Source organism: Streptomyces sp. NPDC014006, from assembly GCF_043088925.1.
Taxonomy (GTDB): Bacteria; Actinomycetota; Actinomycetes; order Streptomycetales; family Streptomycetaceae; genus Streptomyces.
Map to the genome: position 1 here is coordinate 127181 of NZ_JBICAJ010000008.1, position 24681 is coordinate 151861.

21 protein-coding genes are annotated in these 24681 nt (G+C 72.7%); 9 read left to right on the forward strand and 12 right to left on the reverse strand.

Annotation, left to right across the window (positions count from 1 at the left end):
* The first annotated feature begins 404 nt into the window (after positions 1-404).
* Together ACF1GV_RS26405 and ACF1GV_RS26410 are read left to right on the forward strand one after the other, a co-directional pair.
* Positions 405-1580, forward strand: a complete 1176-nt coding sequence (locus tag ACF1GV_RS26405; protein ID WP_391685308.1) for an NlpC/P60 family protein — start codon at positions 405-407, stop codon at positions 1578-1580.
* A gap of 67 nt (positions 1581-1647) precedes the next feature.
* Positions 1648-2652, forward strand: a complete 1005-nt coding sequence (locus ACF1GV_RS26410) for a tellurite resistance/C4-dicarboxylate transporter family protein (RefSeq protein ID WP_391685310.1) — start codon at positions 1648-1650, stop codon at positions 2650-2652.
* On the opposite strand, the gene ACF1GV_RS26415 is transcribed toward ACF1GV_RS26410, so the two are convergent.
* Complete coding sequence (locus ACF1GV_RS26415; protein WP_391685312.1) at positions 2630-2983, reverse strand: hypothetical protein; 354 nt, start codon at positions 2981-2983, stop codon at positions 2630-2632. The two genes, ACF1GV_RS26410 and ACF1GV_RS26415, sit on opposite strands and share 23 nt — an antisense overlap.
* Before the next feature lie 334 nt (positions 2984-3317).
* Between ACF1GV_RS26415 and ACF1GV_RS26420 the strand changes: the two genes are divergently transcribed.
* Positions 3318-4406, forward strand: coding sequence for an NlpC/P60 family protein (locus tag ACF1GV_RS26420; RefSeq protein ID WP_391685314.1), 1089 nt, complete (start codon positions 3318-3320; stop codon positions 4404-4406).
* Between the two features lie 45 nt (positions 4407-4451).
* On the opposite strand, the gene ACF1GV_RS26425 is transcribed toward ACF1GV_RS26420, so the two are convergent.
* Together ACF1GV_RS26425 and ACF1GV_RS26430 are read right to left on the reverse strand one after the other, a co-directional pair.
* On the reverse strand, positions 4452-5165 hold the full coding sequence (locus ACF1GV_RS26425) for a response regulator transcription factor (protein ID WP_363265807.1): 714 nt from the start codon (positions 5163-5165) through the stop codon (positions 4452-4454).
* Positions 5162-6490 (reverse strand): PspC domain-containing protein, encoded by a 1329-nt coding sequence (locus tag ACF1GV_RS26430; protein WP_391685316.1) that lies wholly within the window; start codon positions 6488-6490, stop codon positions 5162-5164. The genes ACF1GV_RS26425 and ACF1GV_RS26430 overlap by 4 nt, the downstream gene beginning before the upstream one ends.
* Before the next feature lie 140 nt (positions 6491-6630).
* Here ACF1GV_RS26430 and ACF1GV_RS26435 point away from each other — a divergent pair, with 140 nt between their 5' ends.
* Both ACF1GV_RS26435 and ACF1GV_RS26440 read left to right on the forward strand, forming a co-directional pair.
* A complete protein-coding gene (locus tag ACF1GV_RS26435) occupies positions 6631-8001 on the forward strand; it encodes a PspC domain-containing protein (protein WP_391685318.1) in 1371 nt (456 codons plus the stop codon).
* Entirely contained in the window at positions 7988-8188 is a 201-nt protein-coding gene (locus tag ACF1GV_RS26440) for a hypothetical protein (RefSeq protein ID WP_391685320.1), read from the forward strand. The genes ACF1GV_RS26435 and ACF1GV_RS26440 overlap by 14 nt, the downstream gene beginning before the upstream one ends.
* Positions 8189-8219: 31 nt before the next feature.
* Here the strand turns inward: ACF1GV_RS26440 and ACF1GV_RS26445 are convergent, their stop codons facing one another.
* Both ACF1GV_RS26445 and ACF1GV_RS26450 read right to left on the reverse strand, forming a co-directional pair.
* The gene (locus ACF1GV_RS26445) at positions 8220-8744 is read right to left on the reverse strand and encodes a DoxX family protein (protein WP_391685321.1); all 525 of its coding nucleotides are present in this window, start codon (positions 8742-8744) and stop codon (positions 8220-8222) included.
* A 132-nt stretch (positions 8745-8876) separates the two neighbouring features.
* Positions 8877-10154, reverse strand: a complete 1278-nt coding sequence (locus ACF1GV_RS26450; protein WP_391685323.1) for a hypothetical protein — start codon at positions 10152-10154, stop codon at positions 8877-8879.
* Between the two features lie 184 nt (positions 10155-10338).
* On the opposite strand from ACF1GV_RS26450, the gene ACF1GV_RS26455 reads away from it, so the two are divergent.
* The gene (locus ACF1GV_RS26455; protein WP_391685325.1) at positions 10339-11238 is read left to right on the forward strand and encodes a DUF4429 domain-containing protein; all 900 of its coding nucleotides are present in this window, start codon (positions 10339-10341) and stop codon (positions 11236-11238) included.
* A gap of 17 nt (positions 11239-11255) precedes the next feature.
* Here ACF1GV_RS26455 and ACF1GV_RS26460 read toward each other — a convergent pair whose 3' ends face one another.
* Positions 11256-12056, reverse strand: coding sequence for a class II aldolase/adducin family protein (locus tag ACF1GV_RS26460; RefSeq protein WP_391685327.1), 801 nt, complete (start codon positions 12054-12056; stop codon positions 11256-11258).
* A gap of 115 nt (positions 12057-12171) precedes the next feature.
* On the opposite strand from ACF1GV_RS26460, the gene ACF1GV_RS26465 reads away from it, so the two are divergent.
* Positions 12172-12645: a pyridoxamine 5'-phosphate oxidase family protein gene (locus tag ACF1GV_RS26465; RefSeq protein ID WP_391685329.1), complete on the forward strand. Its 474-nt coding sequence runs from the start codon at positions 12172-12174 to the stop codon at positions 12643-12645.
* Positions 12646-12662: 17 nt separating this feature from the next.
* Here the strand turns inward: ACF1GV_RS26465 and guaA are convergent, their stop codons facing one another.
* A complete protein-coding gene (guaA, locus tag ACF1GV_RS26470) occupies positions 12663-14243 on the reverse strand; it encodes a glutamine-hydrolyzing GMP synthase (RefSeq protein ID WP_391685331.1) in 1581 nt (526 codons plus the stop codon).
* Positions 14244-14582: 339 nt separating this feature from the next.
* On the opposite strand from guaA, the gene ACF1GV_RS26475 reads away from it, so the two are divergent.
* Positions 14583-14873 carry a chorismate mutase gene (locus ACF1GV_RS26475; RefSeq protein ID WP_391685333.1) on the forward strand — a complete coding sequence of 97 codons (291 nt, stop codon included), beginning with the start codon at positions 14583-14585 and terminating at the stop codon, positions 14871-14873.
* A 518-nt stretch (positions 14874-15391) separates the two neighbouring features.
* Here the strand turns inward: ACF1GV_RS26475 and ACF1GV_RS26480 are convergent.
* Positions 15392-16495 (reverse strand): hypothetical protein, encoded by a 1104-nt coding sequence (locus tag ACF1GV_RS26480; protein WP_391685335.1) that lies wholly within the window; start codon positions 16493-16495, stop codon positions 15392-15394.
* A 185-nt stretch (positions 16496-16680) separates the two neighbouring features.
* Between ACF1GV_RS26480 and ACF1GV_RS26485 the strand changes: the two genes are divergently transcribed.
* The gene (locus ACF1GV_RS26485) at positions 16681-17670 is read left to right on the forward strand and encodes an LAETG motif-containing sortase-dependent surface protein (RefSeq protein ID WP_391685337.1); all 990 of its coding nucleotides are present in this window, start codon (positions 16681-16683) and stop codon (positions 17668-17670) included.
* 68 nt (positions 17671-17738) lie between these two features.
* Here the strand turns inward: ACF1GV_RS26485 and ACF1GV_RS26490 are convergent, their stop codons facing one another.
* The 4 genes from ACF1GV_RS26490 to ACF1GV_RS26505 all read right to left on the reverse strand — a co-directional run bounded on the left by ACF1GV_RS26490 (position 17739) and on the right by ACF1GV_RS26505 (position 24633).
* Complete coding sequence (locus tag ACF1GV_RS26490; protein ID WP_391685339.1) at positions 17739-19544, reverse strand: GMC oxidoreductase; 1806 nt, start codon at positions 19542-19544, stop codon at positions 17739-17741.
* Positions 19545-19586: 42 nt separating this feature from the next.
* Entirely contained in the window at positions 19587-21200 is a 1614-nt protein-coding gene (locus ACF1GV_RS26495; RefSeq protein ID WP_391685341.1) for a succinic semialdehyde dehydrogenase, read from the reverse strand.
* Positions 21201-21303: 103 nt separating this feature from the next.
* Positions 21304-22923, reverse strand: a complete 1620-nt coding sequence (locus ACF1GV_RS26500; protein WP_391685343.1) for a serine/threonine-protein kinase — start codon at positions 22921-22923, stop codon at positions 21304-21306.
* Positions 22924-22980: 57 nt separating this feature from the next.
* Complete coding sequence (locus ACF1GV_RS26505) at positions 22981-24633, reverse strand: serine/threonine-protein kinase (protein ID WP_391685345.1); 1653 nt, start codon at positions 24631-24633, stop codon at positions 22981-22983.
* Positions 24634-24681: the final 48 nt, after the last annotated feature.

Sequence of the window (24681 nt, forward strand, 5' to 3'; positions counted from 1 at the left end):
CCGAGTCTAGGGCGCCCCACTGACAACCCGGGCCCGTCCGGGAAACATCACACGTCACCGTCCATCACCATCCGTCGACACAACGCGATGGTCACGGAAATGTATCGGGCATATCACGCACCAACCTTCACAACAGGCACACGAGTTGGCTACCGTGCCGCCCAGGCCGCACGACCTCCACCGGCGAACGTCGCCGGGCCGCGCGGCCTCCGCCGAGTCCGGTACGCCCGCACAGCGACCGGAGCCGGGGACCCACCCGAGACCTGGGGTGAATCGGCCCTCTCGCACGAGACGGCCGTAGGGCACACCTTCCGAGCCCGAACACTCCCTCAGAGCCTCAAGGGCCTGGGAGGCGCCCCCCCTCGCTGACCCGGTAGGCGGACGCTTGGAAGGAGTCGCTTCCCTTGGCGTCGCACCGCAAGTCGCGTCCCGCGGGGACCCTCGCCGGTATACGGACCCCCGCCCTGGCCACGGCCGCCCTCACCTCCGTGGCCCTCCTGTCCCAGACGGCCGACGCCGTCCCCGCCGACCACAAGCCGAGCCTCGAGGAGGTCGAGAAGAAGGTCGACGACCTCTACCGGCAGGCGGAGTCCGCGACCGACAAGTACAACGCGGCCAAGGAGCGCACCACGAAGCAGCGCACCCGCGTCGACTCCCTTATGGACGACGTCGCCCGGCGCACCGAGAAGCTCAACGAGGCGCGCGAACAGCTGGGCTCCTACGCCGCCGCCCAGTACCGCACCGGGGGCGCCGCACTGCCCAGCACGGCCACCTTCCTGCTCGCCGACTCCCCGCAGCAGTACTTCGACCAGAGTCATCTGATGGACCGGCTGACCAGCCACCAGAAGGAGGCGGTCGACGACTACGTCACACAGCAGTCGGAGACGATGAGGCAGCGCCGCGAGGCCACCGACAGCCTGCGCACGCTCACCGACTCGCAGAACGATCTGCGCACCGCCAAGGCCACCGTCCAGCAGAAGCTCGCCGACGCGCGTGAGCTGCTGTCGCAGCTGACGGCCGAGGAGAAAGCGCGGCTCGCCGCCATCGAGCGGCACCAGCAGGAGGAGGCCGCGCGCAAGGCGGCGGAACTGGCCCGGCAGCAGGCGGCCCAGCAGCAACAGCAGACCCAGCAGCAGGACGGCGGCGGCTCCGCGGCCGGCGGCACCGGGACCGGCGGCACGAGCACCGGCACCTCCACCGGCACGGGGAGCACGAGCACCAGCTCCCAGGCCGACAAGGCGCTCGCCTTCGCCCGCGCGCAGATCGGCAAGCCGTACGTCTGGGGCGCCACCGGCCCCGACTCCTACGACTGCTCCGGCCTCACCCAGGCCGCCTGGAGAGCGGCCGGCGTCGACCTGCCGCGCACCACCTACGACCAGGTGAACGCCGGCACGACCGTCCCGCTGTCCCAGGCCCAGCCGGGCGACCTGGTCTTCTTCTACGACGACATCAGCCACGTCGGCATCTACATCGGCGGCGGCATGATGATCCACGCCCCGAAGCCCGGCGCCTATGTGCGCGAGGAGTCCATCTACTACGACGGAGGGTCGGCCATCCACAGCGTCGTACGCCCGGCCTGACGGTTTGCGCCGGCCGGTGCGCGTGCCCCGTGCCCGGTGCGCGGCGGGGGTTCATAGCATCGACGGCATGTCCGTTTCCTCGCGCCGGCACGCCGCGTCCGGTTTCCCGTCCCCGCCGCGCGCGTGGTGGTCGCAGCGCACCCCCGCGGCCGGGGCCGCCGTGATGGCGACCGGCATCGTGTCGGTCGGGCTGCGCCTGACCGGGTACGAGCTGCTGTCCCGGATCTGGCTGGCCGCGGCCTGCGTGTTCTGGCTGGCGCTGGCCGCGGAGTTCGCCGTACGGCTGCTGACGGACCGGCCCCGGTGGGCGACCGAGGCGCAGACTCCCGGGGCGCTGACGTCGGTGGCCGCCACGACGGTGCTGGGCGAGCGGTTCGTGCTGCTGGGCTGGACCACGCTCGCCGAGGCGCTGCTGGCGCTGGCGGCGGTGCTGTGGCCGGTGCTGATCGTCACGGTCGTGCGCAACTGGCAGCCTCGGATGCCGGGAGCGGTCTTCCTCGCCTGCGTGGCCACGCAGGGGCTCGCCGTGCTCGCCGCCGTCCTCGCGGGCGCCCTGACGACGGCGTGGCTCGCGCACGCCGCGCTGGTGCTGTTCGGGCTCGGCCTGGTGCTCTACGGCATCGCCCTGACCCGCTTCGATCCGCGGCAGGTGCTGGAGGGGCCCGGCGATCACTGGATCGCGGGCGGTGCGCTGGCGATCTCCGCGCTGGCCGGGGCGAAGCTGCTGGCCGCCGACAGCGCGCGGCTGTACCTGTGGAACGACGACGACCGCGGTGTCCTGCGTTTCGCGACCGTCGCCCTGCTGGTCCTGGACCTGGCCTGGTACGTCGTGCTGGTGGTCGCCGAGGTGGTGCGGCCCCGGCTGACCTATGACACGCGCCGCTGGGCCACGGTCTTCCCGCTCGGCATGACGGCGGCGGCGACGCTGTCGGTCGCCGCCGCCGTCGACGTGCCGTGGCTGACGGACCCCGGTCAGGCCCTGCTGTGGCTGGCGGTGGGCGCGTGGCTGGCCGTGGCCGCCGGGGCCGTCCTCTCGGCCCGGGACGCGCTCAGGTCCACAGCACCGCGATGAAGATGTTCGCCACGGTCAGCAGGCCGACCAGGCCGAACAGGGGCTTGTCCACCTTCTCGTCGTCGCGCTTGACGTAGACCAGGCCGAGGATCACGATCAGCAGCGCCAGCTTCACACCGATCTTGACGGTGTTGACGGTGTGGTCGTCGGCCTGGTTGAGGCCGACCAGGATCACACCGGTGACCAGCATCGTCAGCGCGCCGTGCAGCATCGCCGGAACGAAGCGGGCGGTGCCCTGGCCCATCGCCTTCATCTGGGTGAGGAAGCCGCCCAGGAGCGAGGCGATGCCGATGATGTGCAGGCCGACGAAGAGATGGATGAGTACGTCCATGGGTCCGGAGCCTAGCCAGGGGCGTTCCGTAGCAGTCCGCCGCCCCTCCCGTGCGCGGAATCGGCGCTTCGGTCGGCGCACTGCGTGAAGTCGACGTCACAGCAACGGGAACGCGGTCACGTACGGTCACCAGAGGGTCCGTACGCGTCACTTCCGTACAGACCGTCACGTTCCCGTCACTTCCGGGTTTAGCGTCCTCCCCCAGGTGACCGACTTCCCACCGCCGTCCGGGCCAGGGGCGGCCGTCGGTCATCCCGCCGAAGAGTCCGGTGGCGCCCCGTTCCCCTGTCGGGACGCCGCCGGGCCCGCACGTAGGAAAGGACGTGCAGTCCCCGTGGCAGCACACCGCAAGCATCGGCAGCGCTCGCTCGGCGACCGGACGGCCCGTACGGCGTTCACGATCGCCCTCGCGGGCGCGGCGACGGCCACGGCGTTCGACGGCACCGGCCATGCCGCGCCGGACCCGACTCCGGCCCAGGTCAAGGCGCAGGTCGACAAGCTGTACCAGGAGGCCGAGGCGGCGACCGAGAAGTACAACGGCGCGAAGGAGCAGGCGGGGGCGGCCGGGCGCCGGCTGAAGGACCTGCAGGACGAGACGGCCCGCAAGCAGCAGCGGCTGAACGAGGCCCGGGACGCTCTCGGGGCCGTCGCCAGCGCACAGTACCGCAGCGGCGGTCTGGACCCGGCGGTGCAGCTCGCCCTGTCCGACAACCCCGAGCAGTACCTCGAGGGCGCCGCCCTCGCCGAGCGCGCGGGTGACCGGCAGGCGCAGGCCGTCTCCCGGGTCCGCGGCCAGTTGGGCGAGATCGAGCGGTTGCGGGGCGCGGCGCGCGTGGAGCTGGCCGCGCTGCACTCACGCCAGGCCGAGCTGCGGCGGCAGAAGGAGATCGTCACCGGCAAGCTGGGCCAGGCCCGCCGGCTGCTGTCCCGGCTGACCGCCGAGGAGCGGCGGCGGATCGCCGCCGACAGTCCCGCCGCGGACGCCTCCGGCACGAACCGAGCCACACGGGCCGCGAGCGACGGGGCCCGCGACCAGCTGACGGCACCCGGGTCCGCGGCCGCGCAGGCGCCCGACGCGCGTGCGGCGGCCGCCGTCGGCTACGCCTACAGCAAGCTCGGCAGCCCGTATGTGTGGGGCGCGACCGGGCCGAACGCCTTCGACTGCTCGGGCCTGGTGCAGGCCGCCTACGGCTCGGCCGGGGTCTCCCTGCCCCGCACGACGTACGCGCAGATCGGCGCCGGCCGCCGCGTCTCCCGCTCCGAACTGCTCCCGGGCGACCTGGTGTTCTTCTACTCCGGCATCAGCCATGTCGGCATGTACGTGGGCAACGGGCAGATGATCCACGCCCCCAACCCGTCGGCCCCGGTCCGCCTCGCCCCGATCGACCAGATGCCGTTCGCCGGGGCGACGCGGGTGGTGTGAGCCCGGCCGGCGCCTGTCGTCCCGAGCCCGGCGGCAGCTGCCGCCTCAGACCAGCCGGCGGGCCGTCGCCCAGCGGGTCAGCTCGTGGCGGTTGGACAGCTGGAGCTTGCGCAGCACCGCCGAGACGTGCGACTCGACCGTCTTCACCGAGATGAACAGCTGCTTGGCGATCTCCTTGTAGGCGTAGCCGCGGGCGATCAGCCGCAGCACCTCGCGCTCGCGCTGGGTGAGACGGTCGAGGTCCTCGTCGACCGGCGGGGCGTCGGTGGAGGCGAAGGCGTCCAGCACGAACCCGGCCAGGCGCGGGGAGAACACCGCGTCGCCGTCCTGGACCCGGAAGATCGAGTCGACGAGGTCGCTCCCTGTGATCGTCTTCGTCACGTAGCCGCGGGCACCGCCGCGGATCACGCCGATCACGTCCTCCGCCGCGTCCGACACCGACAGCGCCAGGAAGCGGACGGGCCGCTCGGTGTCGGCCATCAACGGGGCGCAGCGGCGCAGCACTTCGACGCCGCCGCCGCCCGGCAGATGCACATCGAGCAGGACCACCTCGGGCCGGGTCGCGGTGATGACCGTGACCGCCTGGTCGACGTCCGCGGCCTCGCCGACGACCTCGACGCCCGTCTCCTCGGTCCGGCCGATCTCGGCCTGCACGCCGGTGCGGAACATGCGGTGGTCGTCGACGAGGACCACCCGCACCCGGCGCTCGCCCGTGCCGCCGGCCTCCGCCGTACCGTTCGCCTCGGTCGGGTCGCTCATGACGTCTTCTCCGCCCTCTCCATCTGAAGCTCGACCTCCGTGCCGCCGTCCGGCACCGCGCGCAGCCGCGCCGTGCCGCCGTTGCGCTCCATCCGGCCGATGATCGACTCTCTCACGCCCATACGGTCGGCGGGTATCGCGTCGAGGTCGAAGCCGGGGCCCCGGTCCCGCACGGACACGAACACCGTCCTGCCCTCGACTTCGGCGTAGACCTGAACCGGGCCGCCCTCGCCACCGTACTTGGCGGCGTTCACCATCGCTTCCCTCGCGGCCTGCATCTGTGCGGCGATCCCCTCGTCGAGGGGGCAGTCGCCGACGACGACCACCTCGATGGCCACGCCGTGCTTGTCCTCGACCTCGGCGGCGTTGCGCTTGACCGCCTCGGCGAGGGTGGCCGGCTCGTCGGCCTCGTCCTTGCCGGTGCCCTCCGGCTTGTACAGCCAGGTGCGCAGGTCGCGTTCCTGGGCGCGGGCCAGACGGCGCACCTCGCCCGCGTTGTCGGCGTTGCGCTGGATCAGGGTCAGGGTGTGCAGCACCGAGTCGTGGACGTGGGCGGCGACCTCCGCGCGCTCCTGGGCGCGGATGCGCATCAGACGCTCCTCGGACAGGTCCTGCGTCATGCGCACCAGATACGGGCCCGCCAGCAGCGTTATCCCGACGAGGACCGCCAGCGCGGCCTGCAGCACCGAGCCGAGGTGGGCGGCGGAGCCCTGCAGGACGAAGATGCCGGACACGCCGGCCGTCACCAGCAGCACACCGGCCACGGCCCGCAGCAGCGTCAGGGTGCGCTTGCGGCGGCCCACCTCGACCCAGCGGGCCCGGCGGGCGTTGTCGGCCTGCCGCCACACCAGGGCGACACCGGCGGCGACGAGCACCGCCGGGAGCAGATAGGCCTTGGCGCCGTTGCCGATGTTGACGCTGCTGACGAAGATCAGCGCGACGACGACCATGAGGAGCAGGGCGACGATCTGGCCCCGGTCCGGTCTGCGGGTGACGAGTCTGCGCCGGCCGTCGGGCGAGACCTCGGTGCTCACCAGGGACGGCGGCTTCTGCTGGTCGACGCCGCCGACGCCGAGCGGCACGAAGAACCAGAACGCCGCGTACAGCAGGGCGCCCAGGCCGTCGGCCATGAACAGGCCCGCGAAGACCAGGCGGACCCAGATCACGGGCAGCCCGAGATGCCCGGCGAGCCCCCGCGCCACGCCACCCAGCCAGCGTCCGTCGCTGCTGCGGTAGAGCTTGCGCGGCGGCCGCGGTTCGACGAGGGGCGCTGCTGCGGCTTCCGGCATGCCATCGATGGTCACATGGCGGGCGGGCCGGAGCATCAGGGTCGGCCCCGAGACACCCCTGATCTCGGCCCCGGGCCCGTTAGCCCGGTGAGGACGGCGGACTCAGGGGCGATATCAGGGTCCGGCCAGGGTCGTCCCGACTGCCACCGGGCCGACTCGCCCGTCACCATGGACCCATGACCGATCACCAGCACGCAGCGGACGGGGGGCCCGGGGAGGGTGCCGCGTCCGCCCTGGGCGTGGCGGCCGGGTCCGGGCGGCCGGGCACCGGCACGGCCGACGGCCCGCACCTCTTCCGCCGCGACCGCCGGCACCGGACGATGGCCGGGGTGTGCGCCGGGCTGGGGCGGCGGTGCGACATGGACCCGGTCATCTTCCGGATCACGCTCGCGGTGCTGGCCGCGGCGGGCGGCGTCGGTCTGATCTTCTACGGCTTCGTCTGGCTGTTCGTCCCCTACGACGACGAGGACGAGAACGAGGTGCGCAAGCTCCTGACCGGGCGGGTGGACGGGCAGGCGCTCGCGGCGGTGCTGTTCGCGCTGGTCGGCTGCGGGGTGTTCCTGTCGATGCTGCGCAACGGCGGGGTGCTGACCTTCGCCGTCGTCCTCTCCCTGCTGCTGGCCGGCGCCGGGTACTGGCAGCAGCGACGCGACGCGCCGGGCCCGGACCCGCTGGCCGCGCAGGCCGTGGCGGACGCCCCGCCGGAGGCCCAGGCGCCGCCCGCCGCGGCGGGCTACCCGTCCTGGTGGCGCGACCCGATCGTCAAGGACGGCACCCATGTCGGGGGCACGGGATACCTGTGGGGACCGGGCGACCCCCGTGACCGGGACATCGCGGCGGCCGTCGGCATGAGCCCGGGCGTGACCGCTGCGCGCACGGCACCGCCGGCCGGGGCGGACCGGCCGGCGCCGCGCGGTCCGCGCTGGATCGGCGGCTGGGTCTTCCTGCTGGCCCTGCTCACGGGCGGCCTCGGCACGGGGCTGACCTGGCAGGACCACCCGCTCGGCACCAGCTTGCAGGTGGGGCTGGCCGGCGCGCTGACCGTGTTCGGTCTCGGGATCGCCGTCAGCGCGTTCGTGGGGCGTACGGGGGCCGGGTCGGTCTTCTGGTCGATCGTCACGGCCGCGCTGCTCACGGCGTCGGCGGCGCTGCCGCACGACATCGGCACGCAGTGGATCCATACGACGTGGCGGCCGGCCGCGGTGACCGACGTCCGGCCGAAGTACCACGTCGGCACGGGCGTCGGCACGCTCGACCTGTCCCGGATCGACGTGCCCCCGGGCCGGACGGTGACCACGCTGGCCGATGTGGGCGTGGGCCGGGTGCGGGTGATCGTGCCGCCGGACGTGACGGTGAAGGCGGACATCGAAGTGGGCGTGGGTGACATCCAGTTGCCGGGTGAGGATGCGAAGGACGTGGACGTGCAGCCGGACAGACACAAGCAGGTGACCCTGAGGCCGGCCGGCAGCGGCAGGAACGCCGGCACGCTGGACCTGGACCTCCAGGTCGGCGTGGGCCAGGTGGAGGTGACCCGTGCTGCGTCATGAGTTCCAGCCCGGCCGCCTGGTCGCCGGTCTCGCCCTCACCGTCGCCGGAATCCTGTACGCGGGTGACGCGGCCGGCCTGTGGCGGACCCCGTGGTTCACCGCGATCCCCCTGGTCGTAGGCGGCCTGTTCCTGGCGGGAGCGGTCGGCGTGGTCACCCACGGGATACGCCGCCGCGGCGGAGGCTGACGCGGCGGCGTATCCGGCGGGCCGGGCTGCCCTACCGGTATCCGCCGTCCCGGCGGCGGCGTCGCAGTATCGCGTCGATCGACAACAGGGGGGTGCCGGCCAGCACGAGCGGCAGCCAGGCCATCAGATAGATCAGGTCGTTGCCGTAGTAGTAGGGGCTGGTCGACCAGGACACCGTGAGCCACAGGCTCAGGGAGATCAGGGCGCCGCCGAGGGCGGCGAGGCGGCCCAGGAAGCCGAGCAGGACGCCGATACCGACGGCGAGTTCGCCGAGCGCGATGGCGTAGCCGAAGCCGACGGGGCTCTTCAGAGCCAGGTCGACCAGGGCCGGGATGGCCGCCGAGTCGCGCACGGAGCGCATCGTGTCGCCGAGGGAGCCCGCGCCGGAGGCCCGCATGAAGGCGCTGTCCGTCAGTTTGTCGAGGCCCGCGTAGATGAAGGTGATGCCGAGGAAGAGGCGGAGCGGGAGCAGGGCGTAGCGGGCGGCGGACTCCCGCCGGCCGGCGCCACGGCCGAGGTGGGGGGTGTGTGTCTCCGTGCGCGTGCTGTGGGTCATCGCTGCCAGCCGCCTCTCGCCCGCCGGTGCCGTCACCCGACGATACGTACGGAAGCGGCGATCGGCTCAATTCTGGTGCACAAAGGCGGCGACCGACTCAACCCCGGCGAAGGACCGCCGGGCGCGGGCGCGTCACTCGGTCACGTCGATCGTGTAGCGGTTGGTCTCCACCCCCGCCGCCGTGACCACCTGCACCTCCACCCGGCCGGGCTCGACGTCCGCCGGGACCGGCACGGTCAGGGCGTTGTCGGTGGGGTTGCTGAAGCCGCCGGTGACCGGGATCAGCGGCACGTGCACATGGACGGCTCCGATGCGGACCGTCATCCGCGACAGCCGGTCGGCGCCCTGCGCGCCGGGCGGAACGAACCCGGCGCCGCGGATCTCGATGTCGTCGCCCTGCCGGATCGGCCCGTCCAGATCGCCGGCCTCCCGCGCCCGCACCACGGAGAGGATCACGGGCCGGCCGCCCTCGGCGTACTTGCCGGCGACGTAGGTCGCGGCCGAGATCAGCACCACCACCGCCAGTCCCCAGGGCAGGTCGGGCAGCTGGTCGGGACGCCGGGCCAGCCGTACCGCCGCGAACACCAGGGCGACGGCGCTGATCACGACGTACTGGAGGTCGGCGAAGGCGCCCCGGCCGGAGTCGTCGGTGAGCAGGTCGGCCGCTCGCGGGCGGTCCGCGCGGACCTTCTGCAGCCGCTGCCCGAGCACCCGCAGCCCCACCACGCGCCGCACCAGCACGGCGATGGCGCACACCACGGCGAGCACGGTCACCAGGCCCGCACCCCTGGCGAGTCCGAGGCCGGCGATCAGCGCGTCCCGCTCCCGGTGCCCGGAGGCCGCCGCCAGCCGCGCGGCCGGCACGAGGACGGCGTAGGCCACGAAGAGCACCCAGCAGGCGGCCACCGCACGCGAGGTCGACAGCCGGTTGTCCTCGCCGATCACGGGGGCGAGCACGCCGCCGCGCGCCCGGTGGAACCAGGACGCCGCCGTCAGGACGACGGCGACGGCCAGCGCGGCCAGCAGCCCGGCCGTGCGGGCGCCGCTCCAGCCCGCGCCGATCGCGGTCAGGGCCTGCACCAGCAGCAGGACGACGACCGCCGCCCACACCGTGCACGCGCTGCGGCGCCACAGCCCGGTCAGCCAGGCCTCGCCCTCGGCTCGGCCGCGCACGGCGACGAGCGCGGCGGACTGGGTGAGTTCCTCGGAGACCCACTGCCGGGAGGCCGACGCGGAGTGCGCCACGGCCACCGGCAGCCCCTGCCCGGCGGCGTACTCGTCCCGTCTGTTCAGGAACGCGGCGACCGCGCGCCGATGCCCCTCCCGGGCCCCGTGCGGGCAGTCCCCGCAGGTGCAGCCGCCCTCGTGCGCGCCCGCCGGCGCGCCGCCTCTCGCCTCCTGCACCGCCACGCCGAGCCTGCCTTCCCCACGACCCTGTTGGCCGGCGGCCTGTGTTCGGCCTTCCGGCCGCCGACGGACAATTCGCCTGCGACGACAGCGCATTGTGCCCTACGCGACACGTCCGTGGCACCAGGTCTGGTCAGCGCGGGTGAAGACCGCCTCACCGTGTTGACCCGGCTGCGAGAATTCCCTTATGGCCGAGATCATCCAGCGCGACGGGACCTGGGCCTTCGACGGCACCACGGTCCGGATCACGCCGGGCCTCCACCGCTCGGTGCCGCTGTTCCGGCAGACGTACGGGGAGATCGCCGTGCCGCTGGAGGCTGTCGCCGGGATCGTCAACGAGCCGGAGCGCAAGCGCGGCCGACTGCGCCTGACCCTGCGCGAGGGCGCCGACCCCTTGTTGCAGGCGACGGGCGGCCGGCTGCCGGAGGCCGCCGATCCGTACCGGCTCACGGTGGACCCGGACCGTTGCGGGGTGGCGGAGTACGTCGCCGAGGAGATCCGTCACGCGCTGCTGCTGGATCAGGTCCCGAAGGAGCCGGCGAAGACCTATCTGCTGCCGGGTCCGCCGGTGCCGGTGTCGGTGCGGGCCTCCGACGGCACGGTCTCCTTCGACGGGGCACAGGTGCGCATCGACTGGGCCGACACCTCCGACCGGGTCAAACGCGCCACGGGCCCGCGCATCATCGACGTGGGCGACCTGGTGCAGGTGGAGTGGCTGCCGAACTCGGGCTACGAGGACGGCTTCCTGAGGTTCGTCACCCGGGAGACGGCGTTCTCCAAACTGCCGCCGGAGAAGGACCCCTACGCCCTGGACCTGTGGGGCAGCTCGCGCCGTGACCTGCTCACGGCGCTGGTGGCCGCCGCGGTCACGGCGCGGCTGCCGCACCCCTCGACCCGCACGGCCCACCCGCTGGCGGAGGGCGACCGGCCGGGCGGCGCGCCCGGGTCGGTGGCCGTTCCCGCGCCCGACGACCGTCACGACGTGCTGCTGCGCAGGCTGCGTGAGCTGGGCGCGCTGCACCGGGACGGTGTGCTCACGGACGAGGAGTTCGCGGCGACGAAGGCGGCGGTGCTGAAGGGTTTCTGAGCAGCCGCGGAGAGACATCAGTCCAGCAGGTCCGGCTCGCTGCGGCTGATGTCCTGCCACATCGGCTGGTAGTTGATCCAGGCGACGAGGTCGCCGCCGAGCTGTTCGCGGGTCGCGGTCGCCCGTTTGTGGTCGATGAGGACGGGCCGCCCGGCGGCCTTGGCGGCCAGCTGCACCTGGCAGGACCGTTCCATCGTCACGAACCACCAGGCGGCGGCGTCCACCGAGTCCCCCACGGTCAGCAGCCCGTGGTTGCGCAGCACGAGCGCCTTGTGGGTGGAGAGCGTGGCGGCGATACGGCGGCCCTCGTCGGCGTCGACGGCGACGCCGGTGTAGGCGTCGTAGAGGGCGTGGTCCTCGTAGAAGGCGCAGCTCTCCTGGGTGAGGGGATCGATCAGCTCGCCCAGGGCCGCGAGCGCGCGCCCGTGCACGGAGTGGCAGTGGGCGACGGCGACGACGTCGGGGCGGGCCGCGTGCACCTGGGCGTGGACGGCGAAGGCGGCCTGGTTGACGTGGTAGCGGCCCTCGATCACCTGGCCGTCGGAGTTGGCGAGCACCAGGTCGCCGACGGTGACCTGGCGGAAGGACAGTCCGAAGGGGTTGACCCAGAAGCAGTCGGTGAACTCGGGGTCGCGTGCGGTGATGTGTCCCGAGACGCCGTCCTCGTAGCCGAGCCGGCCGAAGATCCGCAGCGCTCCCGCCAGCCGCTCCTTGCGGTACCGGCGCTCGTCCTCGGCGGACTCGTGCTTGGGCGGCATCGCGAACCGCAGCCGGTCGGTGGGCAGGGGCGGGGGTGGGGGCGGAGTGGGCCCGGGCATTGGTCCTCCGGCACTCGGTTGCTGTACGGCGGGAAGTTACCGCCGGTCAGCCAAGGAGAACAGACCTTGCCGAAAGACGACAGAAGATGTCGTCTTTCGGCGTCAGACTCGGCGTATGGCAGCTGACTGGGATTTCTTCACCGCCGCCGAGCCGGACTTCGCCCGGATCGTCGAGGAACGCTTCCGCGCCTTCACCCACCATGTGCTCGTCACCCTGCGCAAGGACGGTTCGCCGCGCACCTCGGGGCTGGAGGTCGACTTCCGTGGCGGCACGCTGTGGCTGGGCATGATGCACGGCTCTCTCAAGGCGCGTGACCTGCACCGCGATCCCCGTTTCGCGCTCCAGGCGAACCCGGGGGAGGGCACGGGGATGGCCGGCGGGGACGTGCGGATCAGCGGCCGGGCGTACGAGGTGCCGGACGGTCCGGAGAAGTCCGGATACGTGAAAGAGGCGGAACCGCCGCAGCCGTTCCACCTCTTCCGTACCGAGCTGACCGAGGTCGTACGGACCTACGTGGAGGACGAGAAATATCTCGTCGTGCAGATCTTCAAGCCCGGTGAGCCCCTGCGCACGCTCAGGCGCACGTAAGCCTTGTCAGGCGGGGCCTACTCCCACTCGATGGTCCCCGGCGGCTTGGAGGTCACGTCGAGGACGACGCGGTTGACGTCCCGCACCTCGTTGGTGATCCGCGTGGAGATCTTGGCGAGGACGTCGTAGGGCAGCCGGGACCAGTCGGCGGTCATGGCGTCCTCGGAGGACACCGGGCGCAGCACGATCGGGTGACCGTAGGTGCGGCCGTCGCCCTGGACGCCGACCGAACGGACGTCCGCGAGCAGGACCACCGGGCACTGCCAGATGTCGCGGTCGAGGCCGGCCGCGGTCAGCTCCTCGCGGGCGATGGCGTCGGCGTCGCGCAGCAGGTCGAGGCGCTCCTTGGTGACCTCGCCGACGATGCGGATGCCGAGGCCGGGGCCGGGGAACGGCTGGCGCTGGACGATCTCCTCCGGCAGGCCCAGCTCCTGGCCGACCATGCGGACCTCGTCCTTGAACAGCTTGCGCAGCGGCTCGATCAGCTTGAACTCGAGGTCCTCAGGCAGGCCGCCGACGTTGTGGTGCGACTTGATGTTGGCGGTGCCGGTGCCGCCGCCGGACTCGACCACGTCCGGGTACAGGGTGCCCTGGACCAGGAACTCCACGGCCGGGCCCTCGTCGGCGACGATCTCGGCCTGGGCCTGCTCGAAGACGCGGATGAACTCGCGGCCGATGATCTTCCGCTTCTCCTCGGGGTCGGAGACCCCCTTGAGCGCGGTGAGGAAGCGCTCCTCGGCGTCGACGACCTTCAGCTTGACGCCGGTCGCGGCGACGAAGTCCTTCTCGACCTGCTCGGTCTCACCCTTGCGCATCAGGCCGTGGTCGACGTAGACGCAGGTCAGCTGCTCGCCGATGGCCTTCTGCACCAGGGCGGCGGCCACCGCGGAGTCCACGCCGCCGGACAGGCCGCAGATCGCGCGCTTGTCGCCGACCAGCTCGCGGATCGCCTCGACCTGCTCGTCGATGACGTTGCCGGTGGTCCAGTTCGGCTCGAGACCCGCACCGCGGTACAGGAAGTGCTCCAGCACCTGCTGGCCGTGCGTGGAGTGCATGACCTCGGGGTGGTACTGGACGCCGTAGAGCTTCTTGTCGTCGTTCTCGAAGGCGGCGACCGGGACGACGTCCGTGGAGGCCGTCACCGTGAAGCCCTCGGGGGCGGCGGAGCATGCGTCGCCGTGCGACATCCACACCGACTGCTCCGCGGGGGTGCCCTCGAAGAGCGTGGAGGAGACGCGCGAGACGTGCAGCGGGGTGCGGCCGTACTCGCGGGCGCCGCTGTTGTCGACGGTGCCGCCGAGGACCTGCGCCATCAGCTGGAAGCCGTAGCACATGCCGAAGACGGGGACGCCGGACTCGAAGAGCTCGCGGTCCAGGCGGGGGGCGCCCTCCTCGTACACGGACGAGGGGCCGCCGGAAAGGATGATCGCCGCCGGGTTCTTGGCGAGCATCTCGGCCACCGGCATGGTGCCGGGGACGATCTCGCTGTAGACCCGGGCCTCGCGGACGCGACGGGCGATGAGCTGGGCGTACTGCGCGCCGAAGTCGACGACCAGAACGGTGTCGGGGGCGGCGGCAGCGGGGGGCGCTGATGACACGGGAGCCTTCCGGCGGATCGGGCGGGGTCTCTGTGCTGGCCAATTCTACCGAGGTGGGCGCGGGGAGCGGTCCCCGCTGCCGGGGGAGGGCCCGACAGTCGCGCATCTCACCATCCGGGCGATGTTGGACACCCCCGGCGGGCACGGCATACTGGCGGCATGCTCCAGCACCAGACCTTCGTCTTTACCTATGGCAACCGGCCCGCCGGCTGCCATGGTCGTGCTGCTTGAGCAACTGACAAGCGACTTCCCAGGCGCCCCGGGCCGACAAGGTCCGGGGCGCCTGGTGCTTTCCGGATCTTGTCGCTCCGGGGCACCCCGTCCGACGAGGAGCCCCCTATGACCGCCACCGCCACCACCGACGTCACCGGCGCGCGCACCCCCGAGGCCGCCGACGTGATCACCGGTGCCCGGGAGCGCATCGACGCGCTCGACGACCGGATCATCGGCCTGATCCAGGAACGCATGGCCGTCTCGGCCGTGATCCAGGAGGCCCGGATCGCCTCCGGCGGCCGCCGCGTGAACCTCTCGCGCGAGATGGAGATCCTCGGCCACTACCGGGACGCGCTCGGCAAGCCGGGCACCGCGCTGGCGATGACGATGCTCGAACTGTGCCGGGGTCGCATCTGAGTTCGCATCCGCTCTCACCCGTACGGCGCGTGACCGTGCCCGGGCCGCTTCGTTGGTACCGGTGTCCGTGCCAGCCAGGGGCGGGCCCGAAAGAACCACGCGTGGCTCGCTGGAGCGTGAGACGTACGGATCGTGCCGTGCGTCGTGGGACCTCGCTCCAGGGAAGTGACCGGACGGCAGGGGACAGCAGCCCGGTCACCCAGAGAACGGTCGGCCCCGGGGACGCCCGGGGCCGGCCGCCGGAACCTGGATATATGCAAAATTTCATAAGGGCCGGGTCCAACGGCTGCGGGCGCCCCGTTTCATCCAGCACGATGCCCGACAAGCCCAAGTCCCCCCGTACGCACCCGTATTTCCGTGCACCCACGCGGTGCCGACCGGCAATGCCACAGGTCGAGACCAGCGGCGCAACCCCCCGGCGCCGCTTCCCCGAGGCGCCGACGCTGCCCTGACGTCGGTGCTGACGAAGAAGGGCCCCGCGGTGAGCTCCCGCGGGGCCCTTCCGTCGTGCGCACCCCTCAGATCCGGGAGACCGTCCCGCAGTCCCTCGCCCGGTTCGGGTCCAGGTCCTTGCTGCGGTCGTAGGGGTCCGTCGCCGGTCCGCTCGGCCGGGCGCCCGTGGGTGCGGCCGACTCGAACTGCGGGTGCAGATAGCCGTCGTGGATCTCGCAGGCCGAGTTGCCGACCTCTTGGTCGTAGCGGGTCACGGCGATCCTGCCGCGCGTGACCCGGTACCGGTCCGGGTCGTGCAGGTCGATGTCGAGCACCCGGCGGACGACGGTGCGGGTCACCTCGGTCGAGCCGTCGGTGCGCACCACCGGGTAGACGAAGGTGTAGTCGGCATGGATGCGGGCGGAGCCGTGCTCGCCGGGCCCGACGGTCATCCTGCCGCGGGTCTTGACCACCGTCCCGACGAGCCGTACGTCACCGGGCTGGAAGCGGGTGAACATCAGCAGCGGATCGTGGTCCTTGTCCGGTCGGCGCAGCGACGTGTCCAGCAGCGTGTGCAGCTCCGTCTCCTGGGGCTCGATGACGGACAGCGCCTGCGCGGGCCGCTCGCCGCGCAGGGTGGCCGGGTCGAGGTTGCCGTCGACGAGCAGGGTTCTGGTCTGCTCCAGCGCCTTGGCCACCTGGGCCTTGGAGTGCACGCCGATGGCCCGGGCCGCGGGCAGCACGATGCCGGCTTCGCCGTCGGCCCACCGCTCTGCCGGAGACCCGGCGAACGGGCGGTCGAGGGTGGGGTGGGCGGGCACGGCGGACTCCGGCGCGGTCGGGCGCGCGGTCTCCGGCGGCAGCGGGGGCGCGGTGGCGGCCTGCGCGGGGCCGGTGTGGAACGGGTCGCCGGGCAGCAGCGACGGCTTCATCGCGACGACGGCCACGGCGGCCGCGACGGGTACGCCGAGCAACGCCCACAGGCGCCGGCGCCGGGCGGCCCTGCCGTCCCGTTCCCGCCACGCGGGGCCGGTGCGCCAGCCCTCGGGCACGCCGGTGGCGCCGCGGGCGGCCGCGGACGCCTCCTTGGGCGCGGTGGCGCGGATGTCGAGTTCACTGTCGCGGACGAACTTCTCCCACACGTCGTCGGGGACGCGGGAGGTCTCGTCGCCTGAGGGCGTTTCAGGCACGGGGGACAGTTCTACGGCGTACGGCGACTCGGTCACAAGTCGCTTCCACTTGTGACGCAGCCCACATAAAAACGGCGTGAAGACGGCACAACCATTCACAGGCTTCACTGATCCAACCTCCCGAAACCAGGGCCACATCCGCGCCGCCGCGCGGAGCCCTCCCAGACGGACTCATTGAGGTCTTCATGAAGCTTCGCCGTGCCATGGCCACCGCGGCCGCTACGGCAGTGATAGCCCCGCTGGCGCTGCTCTCGGCGCCGGCGGCTTTCGCGGACGACGGCACCACGGCGTCCGCCACCCCGACCGACTCTGTCTCGCAGAGCGCGTCCGCGTCCGCGTCGGAGTCGGAGTCGGAGTCCTCGAGCGCGAGCGCCTCGACGTCCGCGTCGGCCTCAGCTTCGCAGAGCCAGAGCGCCACGCCCTCGGCCTCCGCCTCGACGTCCGCCCCCACCTCCTCGAAGCCGTCGCCGACCGCCACCGAGAGCACCGACCCCGGTGACGGTGACGAGCCCGCCGACTGCAAGGACTCCAAGGTCGACGTCGCCATCAGCGGCCTGCCCGGCAAGATCGCCGCGGGCAGCGGCTGGCACAAGTTCTCCCTGGACGTGACCAACAACTCCAAGTCCACGCTGCAGGACCTGGCGTACTTCGCCGGCGCGTCCTCCGACAAGGCGGGCGACAACCTGTTCAAGTCGGGCCAGGTGCAACTGCAGGCCTGGGACCCGGACTCCAAGTCCTGGGGCGACCTGAACGAGGACGGCTACGCGGTGGGCTTCGTCGGCTACACCGACGAGCTGAAGCCCGGCTACGAGGTCGACATCCCGATGCGCCTCAACGTGAAGGCGGCCGCTCCGGTGGGCTCCGGCTTCACGCTCGGGGCGACGATCTACGGCGACGCCGACGCGCAGTGCACCGGCTTCGGTGACGTGGCGTACAAGTTCCAGATCGTCTCGGCCGGCACCGACACCGACGGCACCAAGCCGCAGGAAGGCGGCGAGGCCCCGGTCACGGACAAGAAGCCGACCGGCGACACGCCGAAGGTCGACGGCAGCCTCGCCGAGACCGGCTCCAGCTCCGCCCTGCCGATGATCGGCCTGGTCGGCGGTGCCGCTGTCGTCGCCGGCGCCGGCGCGATCGTCGTCGTGCGCCGCCGCAAGGGCGCCGCGACCGCGTAACACCACCGCACACGACGTGAGGGACCTGCGCTCGGAGGGGGGCGCAGGTCCCTTCGTCGTACGACGGGTCACTTCTTGGGCGGCACCGCCGGGATGCCCAGGAACGGCAGGCGCAGCGCGCCGAACGCGTCGGCCGGGACCGCCGGGGACTTGGGCTCGACCGGCTTGAGGCGCTCGTAGCCGGCTCCCTGTGCCGGACGCGGGTCGGCCTCGCCCTTGTTCGGCCAGTACGACATCGCCCGCTCGGCCTGTGCGGTGATGGTCAGCGACGGGTTGACGCCCAGGTTGGCGGAGACCGCGGCGCCGTCCACCACCGAGATGCCGGGGTGGCCGTACAGCCGGTGGTAGGGGTCGATGACGCCGGTCTCGGGCGAGTCGCCGATCGGGCAGCCGCCGAGGAAGTGCGCGGTGAGCGGGGTGCCCATCAGCTCGCCGACGTTGGAGCCGGCGAAGCCGTTGATCTCGGCGGCGAGCGCGGTGGCGCCCTCGGTGGCGGCCTTGATCTGCTTGGGGTTGGGTGAGCCGTGGCCCTGGCGGGCGGTCAGCAGGCCCTTGCCGACGCCGTCCGGCTTCAGATACGTCGTCAGGGAGTTGTCCAGGGACTGCATCACCAGGCCGATGATGGTCCGCTCCGACCACTTGCGGTTGGACAGGGAGCGCAGCACCAGCATCGGGTGCCGGGCGGCGTTGGCGAGCCAGGCCGCGACGCGGGAGCGGCCCTCGGCGAAGGGGACCTGGAGGATGGACAGGCTGCCCATCGAGTTGGAGCCCTTGCCGTAGCGGACGGGCTCGATGTGGGTGTTCTCGTCCGGGTGGATGGACGACGTGATGGCGACGCCGCGCGTGAAGTCGGCCCGCGTCTCGCCCGTGGCCTTGCGGTAGCGCCGGTCGTCGGTCTGCGCGCCCACCAGCGCCTCGGAGTTGGTGCGGGTCAGCTCGCCCAGCCGCGGCGAGAGGTAGGGCAGATTGCCGCTGGCCTTCATCCGGTGCAGCAGGGTCTGGGTGCCGTAGGTGCCGGCGGCGAGGACCACCCGGCGGGCGGTGAAGGTACGGCCCCGGCCCTTCTTCTTGTCGTCGGTCGGCAGGGTGGCCACCGCGTATCCGCCGCGGGAGTCGTCCGTGACGGACACGACCGTGGTCATGGGGTGGACGACCGCGCCCGCTTTCTCGGCGAGGTAGAGGTAGTTCTCGTTGAGGGTGTTCTTCGCGCCGTGGCGGCAGCCCGTCATGCACTCGCCGCACTCGGTGCACGCCCGCCGGGCCGGTCCGGCGCCGCCGAAGTACGGGTCGGCGACCTGCCGGCCGGGTTCCGCCTTCGCGGTGCCGTCGGCGTCCTGGCCGTCGCCGAAGAACACGCCGACCGGCGCCATGTGGAAGGTGTCGCCGCAGCCCATCCGCTCCGCCGCCGCCTTCAGATGCACGTCGGAGGGGGTCATGGTCGGGTTGAGCCGCACCCCGAGCATGCGCTTGGCCTGGTCGTAGTACGGCGCCAGCTCCTCCTGCCAGTCGGTGATGTGCCGCCACTGCGGGTCGTCGAAGAAGGGCTTCGGCGGGACGTAGAGGGTGTTGGCGTAGTTGAGGGAACCGCCGCCGACGCCCGCGCCCGCCAGCACCATGACGTTGCCGAGCAGGTGGATGCGCTGGATGCCGTACAGGCCGAGCCCCGGCGCCCACAGGTAGTTCTTCAGGTCCCAGCTGTTCTTCGGCAGGCTCTCCCGGGTGAAGCGGCGGCCGGCTTCCAGGACGCCGACGCGGTAGCCCTTCTCGGTGAGCCGGAGGGCGGTGACGGAACCGCCGAAGCCGGAGCCGACCACGAGGACGTCGTAGTCGTACCCGTCCTCGTCCCGGGCCTGGACAGACTTCTCCTGCGACACGTGCTCTCCTCGTCGAGAACGGGTGGGTTGAGAAGGGGCGCTCTAGCGGAGACGGAACGCCTTCATCAGCTTCAGGCTGCGGCTCATGAACGCCGCGTACTGCTCGTCGGTCATGCCCAGCGACGGGGCCATCGGCAGCAGGCGCTGGTGGGCGACCGTCTGGGCCTCGGTGTATTTGAGGATGCCCTCGGAACCGTGCCGGCGGCCGAGACCGGAGTCCTTCATGCCGCCCATCGGGGACTGGACGCTGCCGTAGGCCGGGGCGTAGCCCTCGTTGATGTTGACGGTTCCGGTGCGCAGCCGGGCGGCGACGGCGCGGCCGCGCCGGGCGTCCTTGGTCCACACCGAGGAGTTCAGGCCGTACGGCGTGGCGTTGGCCTGCTCGATCGCCTCGTCCTCGGTGGCGAAGCGGTAGATCGACACGACCGGGCCGAAGGTCTCCTCGGTGCACACGGACATCGGCTCGGTGACGCCGTCGAGGATGGTCGGCTCGTAGAAGTACGGGCCGATGTCCGGGCGGGCCGTCCCGCCGGCGACGACCTTCGCGCCCTTGGCGACGGCCTCCTCCACGTGCCGCTCGACGGTCTTCAGCTGGCGCTCCCCGACCAGCGAGCCCATGTCGGCGCCGTAGGCGAGGGACGTGCCGAGGCGCATGGCCTTGGTGCGGGCGGCGAAGCGCTCCAGGAAGGCGTCCGCGACCGACTCGTGGACGTAGAGCCGCTCGATGGAGATGCACAGCTGCCCGGCGGAGGAGAAGCAGCCACGCACCGCGCCCGCGGCGGCCTTGTCGAGGTCGGCGTCCTCCAGGACCAGCATGGCGTTCTTGCCGCCGAGTTCGAGGGAGACGCCGACCAGGCGGGCGGCGGCGCGCTCGGCGACCTCGCGGCCGGTGCGGGTGGAGCCGGTGAAGGAGACGTAGTCGGCGTGCCGGACGACCTCGGGGCCGACGACCGGCCCGTCGCCGATGACGACCTGGAACACCTCGGCCGGCAGGCCCGCCTCGATGAGCAGGTCACGGGCCCACAGAGCGGTCAGGCAGGTCTCGGTGTCGGGCTTCATGACGACGGCGTTGCCCGCGACGAACGCCGGGAGCGCGTCGCCGACGGACAGCTCCAGCGGGTAGTTCCAGGGGGCGATCTGGCCGACGACCCCGCGCGGGTGGCGCAGCTCGGTGACCTTGGTCAGGGTCGGCACCGCGCCGGTGTGCCGCTTGGGCCTGAGGTAGGCGGGGGCCTTGCGGCCGTAGTGGCGGGCGGCGACGGCGACGGCCTGCACCTCCTCGTGGGCGTGCAGCCGGGCCTTGCCGGTCTCCAGCTGGATCAGGTCCAGCACCTCGGCCTGCCGCGCGAGGACGAGGTCGTGGAAGCGCAGCAGGACGGCGGCCCGCTGCCGCACCGGGACCTGCGCCCACACGGCCTGGGCCGCGCGGGCGGCCTCGAAGGCCTTCTCCACGTCCTCGGGGGTGGACTCGGGCAGGTCGGCGAGCTTCTCACCGGTGAACGGCGTGTGGTTGGCGGTCCGGCCGGAGCCGGCCACGCCCTTGGTGAGCTGGGCGACCAGCTCGGGGGTGACCACGTCGGCGGCGGTGCGGGCGCCCTGAGGTGCGGGGGCGAGGGGGTTGGTGCCGGTCTTGGCCGGTGCCTGCGCGTCCGTCATGGGCGCAGGGTATGCCGCAGCGGAGCCTTTGTGTACCCGTCGGTAACGGGCATTCACCGACTGCTCACACCTCGCCAGCGATCGCTGGCAACAAATGCGCTGATCAGGGCGTTGGGGCGGCGCTCCGGGATTCCTGCGGAGCGGCCCCGAGCTTCAGGCGATCCCGGGCGCCCTTGAACAGCGCCGTGCCCTCGTGCTCCTGCGCCGTGCCCTTGGGCATGTCGACCCGCAGCTCGTACAGCCGCCCGTCGCCGGTGCGCACGAAGAGCTGCAGCACCCGCGCCCGCTGACCGTCCGAGCCGTAGGCGGTGTCGGCGTAGACGGCGTCGTTCCCCTCGAGGCCGGTCCGGGTGAGCTGGGTACGGGCGTCGCGGTGCTGCTTCCGCCAGGTGCGCTCCGCCGCCCGCGCCCGCTCCATCGGGGCCCCGGCAGCCTTGTCCCACTCCGCCAGCCGGACCTGTACGGCGCCGTCGGCGCCGTACACCACCTGGCGCGGCCGGCCTGCGCCGCCGCTCTGCCGGGCCGTGGGGCGGTAGCCGTCGGGCAGCACGAGTACGGCGTCCAGCTCCGGCTCCTCGTGCGCGACCCAGGTGTCCCCGGCGGACGCGGCGGGCATCGGGCGGTAGGTGCCGTGCAGCTCGGTGGCTCCCGCCCCGGAGCCGCGGTCGAGGGAGGCGGACACACCGAACCAGACGCCGCCGGCGGCGAGGACGGCGAGCGCGGCGAGGACGACCCGGCCGCGCAGGACGGGACGGCGGGGAGCGGGGGGCTCGACGGGGGACGCTGCCGGCGTGCGCTCCTCGGGCCCGGGGTCGCCGGCCGGCTCCTCTCTTCGCCCGGCCTCCTGAGCGGGCGTCGGCTCGGGCGCGGGCTCTGGCTCCGGCACCTCACCGCCCCCGGCCGCCGCCAGCGCCCGCGCCGTCTCCTCGGGCCCCGGGCGCCGCTCGGGGTCGCGCTCCAGCAGGCGTGCGACGAGAGGGGCGAGCGGGCCCGCCCGCTTCGGCTCGGGCACGTCCGCGGTGAGGATAGCGGCGAGCGTGGACTCCACCGTCGTACGGCGGAAGGGCGAGGAGCCCTCCACGGCCGCGTACAGCAGCACGCCCAGCGACCACAGGTCGGAGGCGGGACCGGCGCCGCGTCCGGACATCCGCTCCGGGGCGACGAACTCCAGCGAGCCGACGAACTCGCCTGTCCTGGTGAGGGATTCCTCGCCCTGGACGTGCGCGATGCCGAAGTCGGTGAGGACGACCCGGTCATGGGTGCCGAGCAGCACGTTGGCCGGTTTCACGTCACGGTGCACGATGCCGACGGCGTGCGCGGCGCGCAGCGCGCCGAGGACGGCGCCACCGATCCGCGCGGCCTCGGCCGGCGCCAGGGGGCCGCGCCGCAGCACCTCCTGCAGCGACTCGCCGCGCACCAACTCCATGACGATCCACGGCAGTCCGTCCTCGACGACCACGTCATGGATGGCGACCGCGCAAGGGTGGTCGACGCGGGCCGCGGCCCGCGCCTCGCGGTAGAGGCGGTGCGCGGCGCGCCGGTGGCTCTCGTCCTGCGGATCACCGGGCAGCCGGGGCTGCTTCACGGCGACGTCGCGGTCCACCTTCTGGTCGTGCGCCCGCCACACGGTGCCCATGCCGCCGGAGCCGATGGGCTCGACGAGCCGGTAGCGTCCGCCGACGAGCCGGTCCCGCCCGTCGGCCGCGGCCCCCTCGTTGCTCATCCCCCATGCCTATCGCGCCACATGCCGCCTTGTCGACGTGGGCCCGTGTCCCTGAGCTCACAGCTTGTCGACGTCGAAGTTGGCGATCGCCTCCCGCGCCACTTCCCGGCCCCGCTCGTCGAAATCGCCCTTGCCGGGATAGCTCACGGTCAGCTCGTACATGTCGCCGGCCTTGGTCCGGTAGTAGAGGATCCGCAGCTCGCGGGGGCGGGGGTGGTCGGTGTCGGTGGTGGTGTAGGTGATGATGCTCTCGGCCGCCGTGCCACCGTGGAAGCCGACGTCGGGGCGGGTGTCCGTCTTCGGGTTCTTGGGCATCGAGAGGTCGTAGTCGCCGTTCTCCTTGTAGCCGGCGTCGTCGGAGTACATCTCGGCGTTCGCGGAGTCGGCGATGTCCCCGTTGGAGTCCTCCGCCTTCCTGTCCAGCTTCAGCTCGACCCAGATGCTGCCGCTGGGGTCGGTGTACATCACCCAGTGGTCCTCGCTCTTCGAGTCGGCCCCGCTGCGCTCGTAGTCCTCGGGGAAGGCGACCGTCGCGCGCAGCGCGCTCTCGTGCCGTGTCTTCCACCCGTCGGGCAGCGGCCCGGCGAACGGCTCTGCGATGACCAGGTACGCGGCGACGGCGGCGGCGACCACGGCCGCGCCGATGCCCGACCAGGCCTTGCGGCCGAGCCGGAGCCCGCGGCCGCCGCGGTCGACGTACCGCACCGCCTGCGTCGGCTGCGGCGCGGGCGGCTCGGCGGCCGCCTTGAGCAGGGCTCGGACCTGGGCGGCGGACAGGCGGTGCGCCGGGTCCTTGCGGAGCAGTCCGTTGATGGCCTCGGCGAGCGGGCCCGACGCCGAGGCGGGCGGGGCCGGCGTGGCGTTGAGGACGGACTGCAGGGTGGCGGGCGTATTGCTGCGGCGGAACGGCGAGACGCCCTCCGTGGCCGCGTACAGCACCACCCCGAGCGACCACAGGTCGGAGGCCGGGCCGGGGCGCCGGCCGAGCACCCGCTCCGGCGCGATGTACTCGGGCGAGCCGACGAAACCGCCGGTGTCGGTCAGCTGGGTCTCGCCCTCGATCTGGGCGATGCCGAAGTCGGTGAGCACGATCCGGTCGTGCCGGCCGAGCAGGATGTTGTCCGGCTTGACGTCCCGGTGCAGGATGCCCGCCGCGTGCGCGGCCTCCAGCGCGCCGAGCACCTCCAGACCGATCCGCGCGGCCTCGCGCGCGTCGAGGGTGCCCTCCTGCAGGGCGGCGCCGAGCGAGCGGCCCTGCACCAGCTCCATCACGATCCACGGCCGGCCGTCGACCACGGCCACATCGTGCACGTTGACGACCGCCGGATGGTCCAGCCGGGCCGCCGCGCGCGCCTCGCGGCGCATCCGCTCGAAGGCGTTGTCCCGTTCCCGGTCGGGCAGGTGGTCGGGGACCCGGGGCTCCTTGACGGCGACCTCCCGGTCCACCGTCTCGTCCTTGGCCCGCCACACGGTGCCCATGCCGCCGTGGCCCAGCTTGGCGAGCAGCCGGTAACGGCCGGCGATGAGCCGCCCTGCGCCCGGTTCGGCCTGGGCGGTGGACGGCTGGGCCTCCCCCTGGGCGGCCTCCCCCTGGGCTGCCTCCCTCCGGGCGGGCGGCGCCTGGGCCGGGACCGCTGCCGGGTTCGGCGGCTGCAGGACAAAGCTGGTCGTCTCGTCGGCCTCGTGGCCGACGCCCCCGTTGTGGCTCATGGAACCATCCATACCGTGTGCGGCACCTCGCCCTCCACAGGGAAACGC

Bases quoted from the DNA above. Each gene is read 5' to 3' on its own strand.
- ACF1GV_RS26495 (WP_391685341.1), bottom strand. From the start codon at position 21,200: ATGACGGACGCGCAGGCACCGGCCAAGACCGGCACCAACCCCCTCGCC.
- ACF1GV_RS26445 (WP_391685321.1), bottom strand. From the start codon at position 8,744: ATGACCCACAGCACGCGCACGGAGACACACACCCCCCACCTCGGCCGT.
- ACF1GV_RS26455 (WP_391685325.1), top strand. From the start codon at position 10,339: ATGGCCGAGATCATCCAGCGCGACGGGACCTGGGCCTTCGACGGCACC.
- ACF1GV_RS26475 (WP_391685333.1), top strand. From the start codon at position 14,583: ATGACCGCCACCGCCACCACCGACGTCACCGGCGCGCGCACCCCCGAG.
- ACF1GV_RS26505 (WP_391685345.1), bottom strand. From the start codon at position 24,633: ATGAGCCACAACGGGGGCGTCGGCCACGAGGCCGACGAGACGACCAGC.
- ACF1GV_RS26435 (WP_391685318.1), top strand. From the start codon at position 6,631: ATGACCGATCACCAGCACGCAGCGGACGGGGGGCCCGGGGAGGGTGCC.
- ACF1GV_RS26410 (WP_391685310.1), top strand. From the start codon at position 1,648: ATGTCCGTTTCCTCGCGCCGGCACGCCGCGTCCGGTTTCCCGTCCCCG.
- ACF1GV_RS26460 (WP_391685327.1), bottom strand. From the start codon at position 12,056: ATGCCCGGGCCCACTCCGCCCCCACCCCCGCCCCTGCCCACCGACCGG.
- ACF1GV_RS26500 (WP_391685343.1), bottom strand. From the start codon at position 22,923: ATGAGCAACGAGGGGGCCGCGGCCGACGGGCGGGACCGGCTCGTCGGC.
- ACF1GV_RS26415 (WP_391685312.1), bottom strand. From the start codon at position 2,983: ATGGACGTACTCATCCATCTCTTCGTCGGCCTGCACATCATCGGCATC.
- ACF1GV_RS26430 (WP_391685316.1), bottom strand. From the start codon at position 6,490: ATGCTCCGGCCCGCCCGCCATGTGACCATCGATGGCATGCCGGAAGCC.
- ACF1GV_RS26425 (WP_363265807.1), bottom strand. From the start codon at position 5,165: ATGAGCGACCCGACCGAGGCGAACGGTACGGCGGAGGCCGGCGGCACG.
- ACF1GV_RS26465 (WP_391685329.1), top strand. From the start codon at position 12,172: ATGGCAGCTGACTGGGATTTCTTCACCGCCGCCGAGCCGGACTTCGCC.
- ACF1GV_RS26485 (WP_391685337.1), top strand. From the start codon at position 16,681: ATGAAGCTTCGCCGTGCCATGGCCACCGCGGCCGCTACGGCAGTGATA.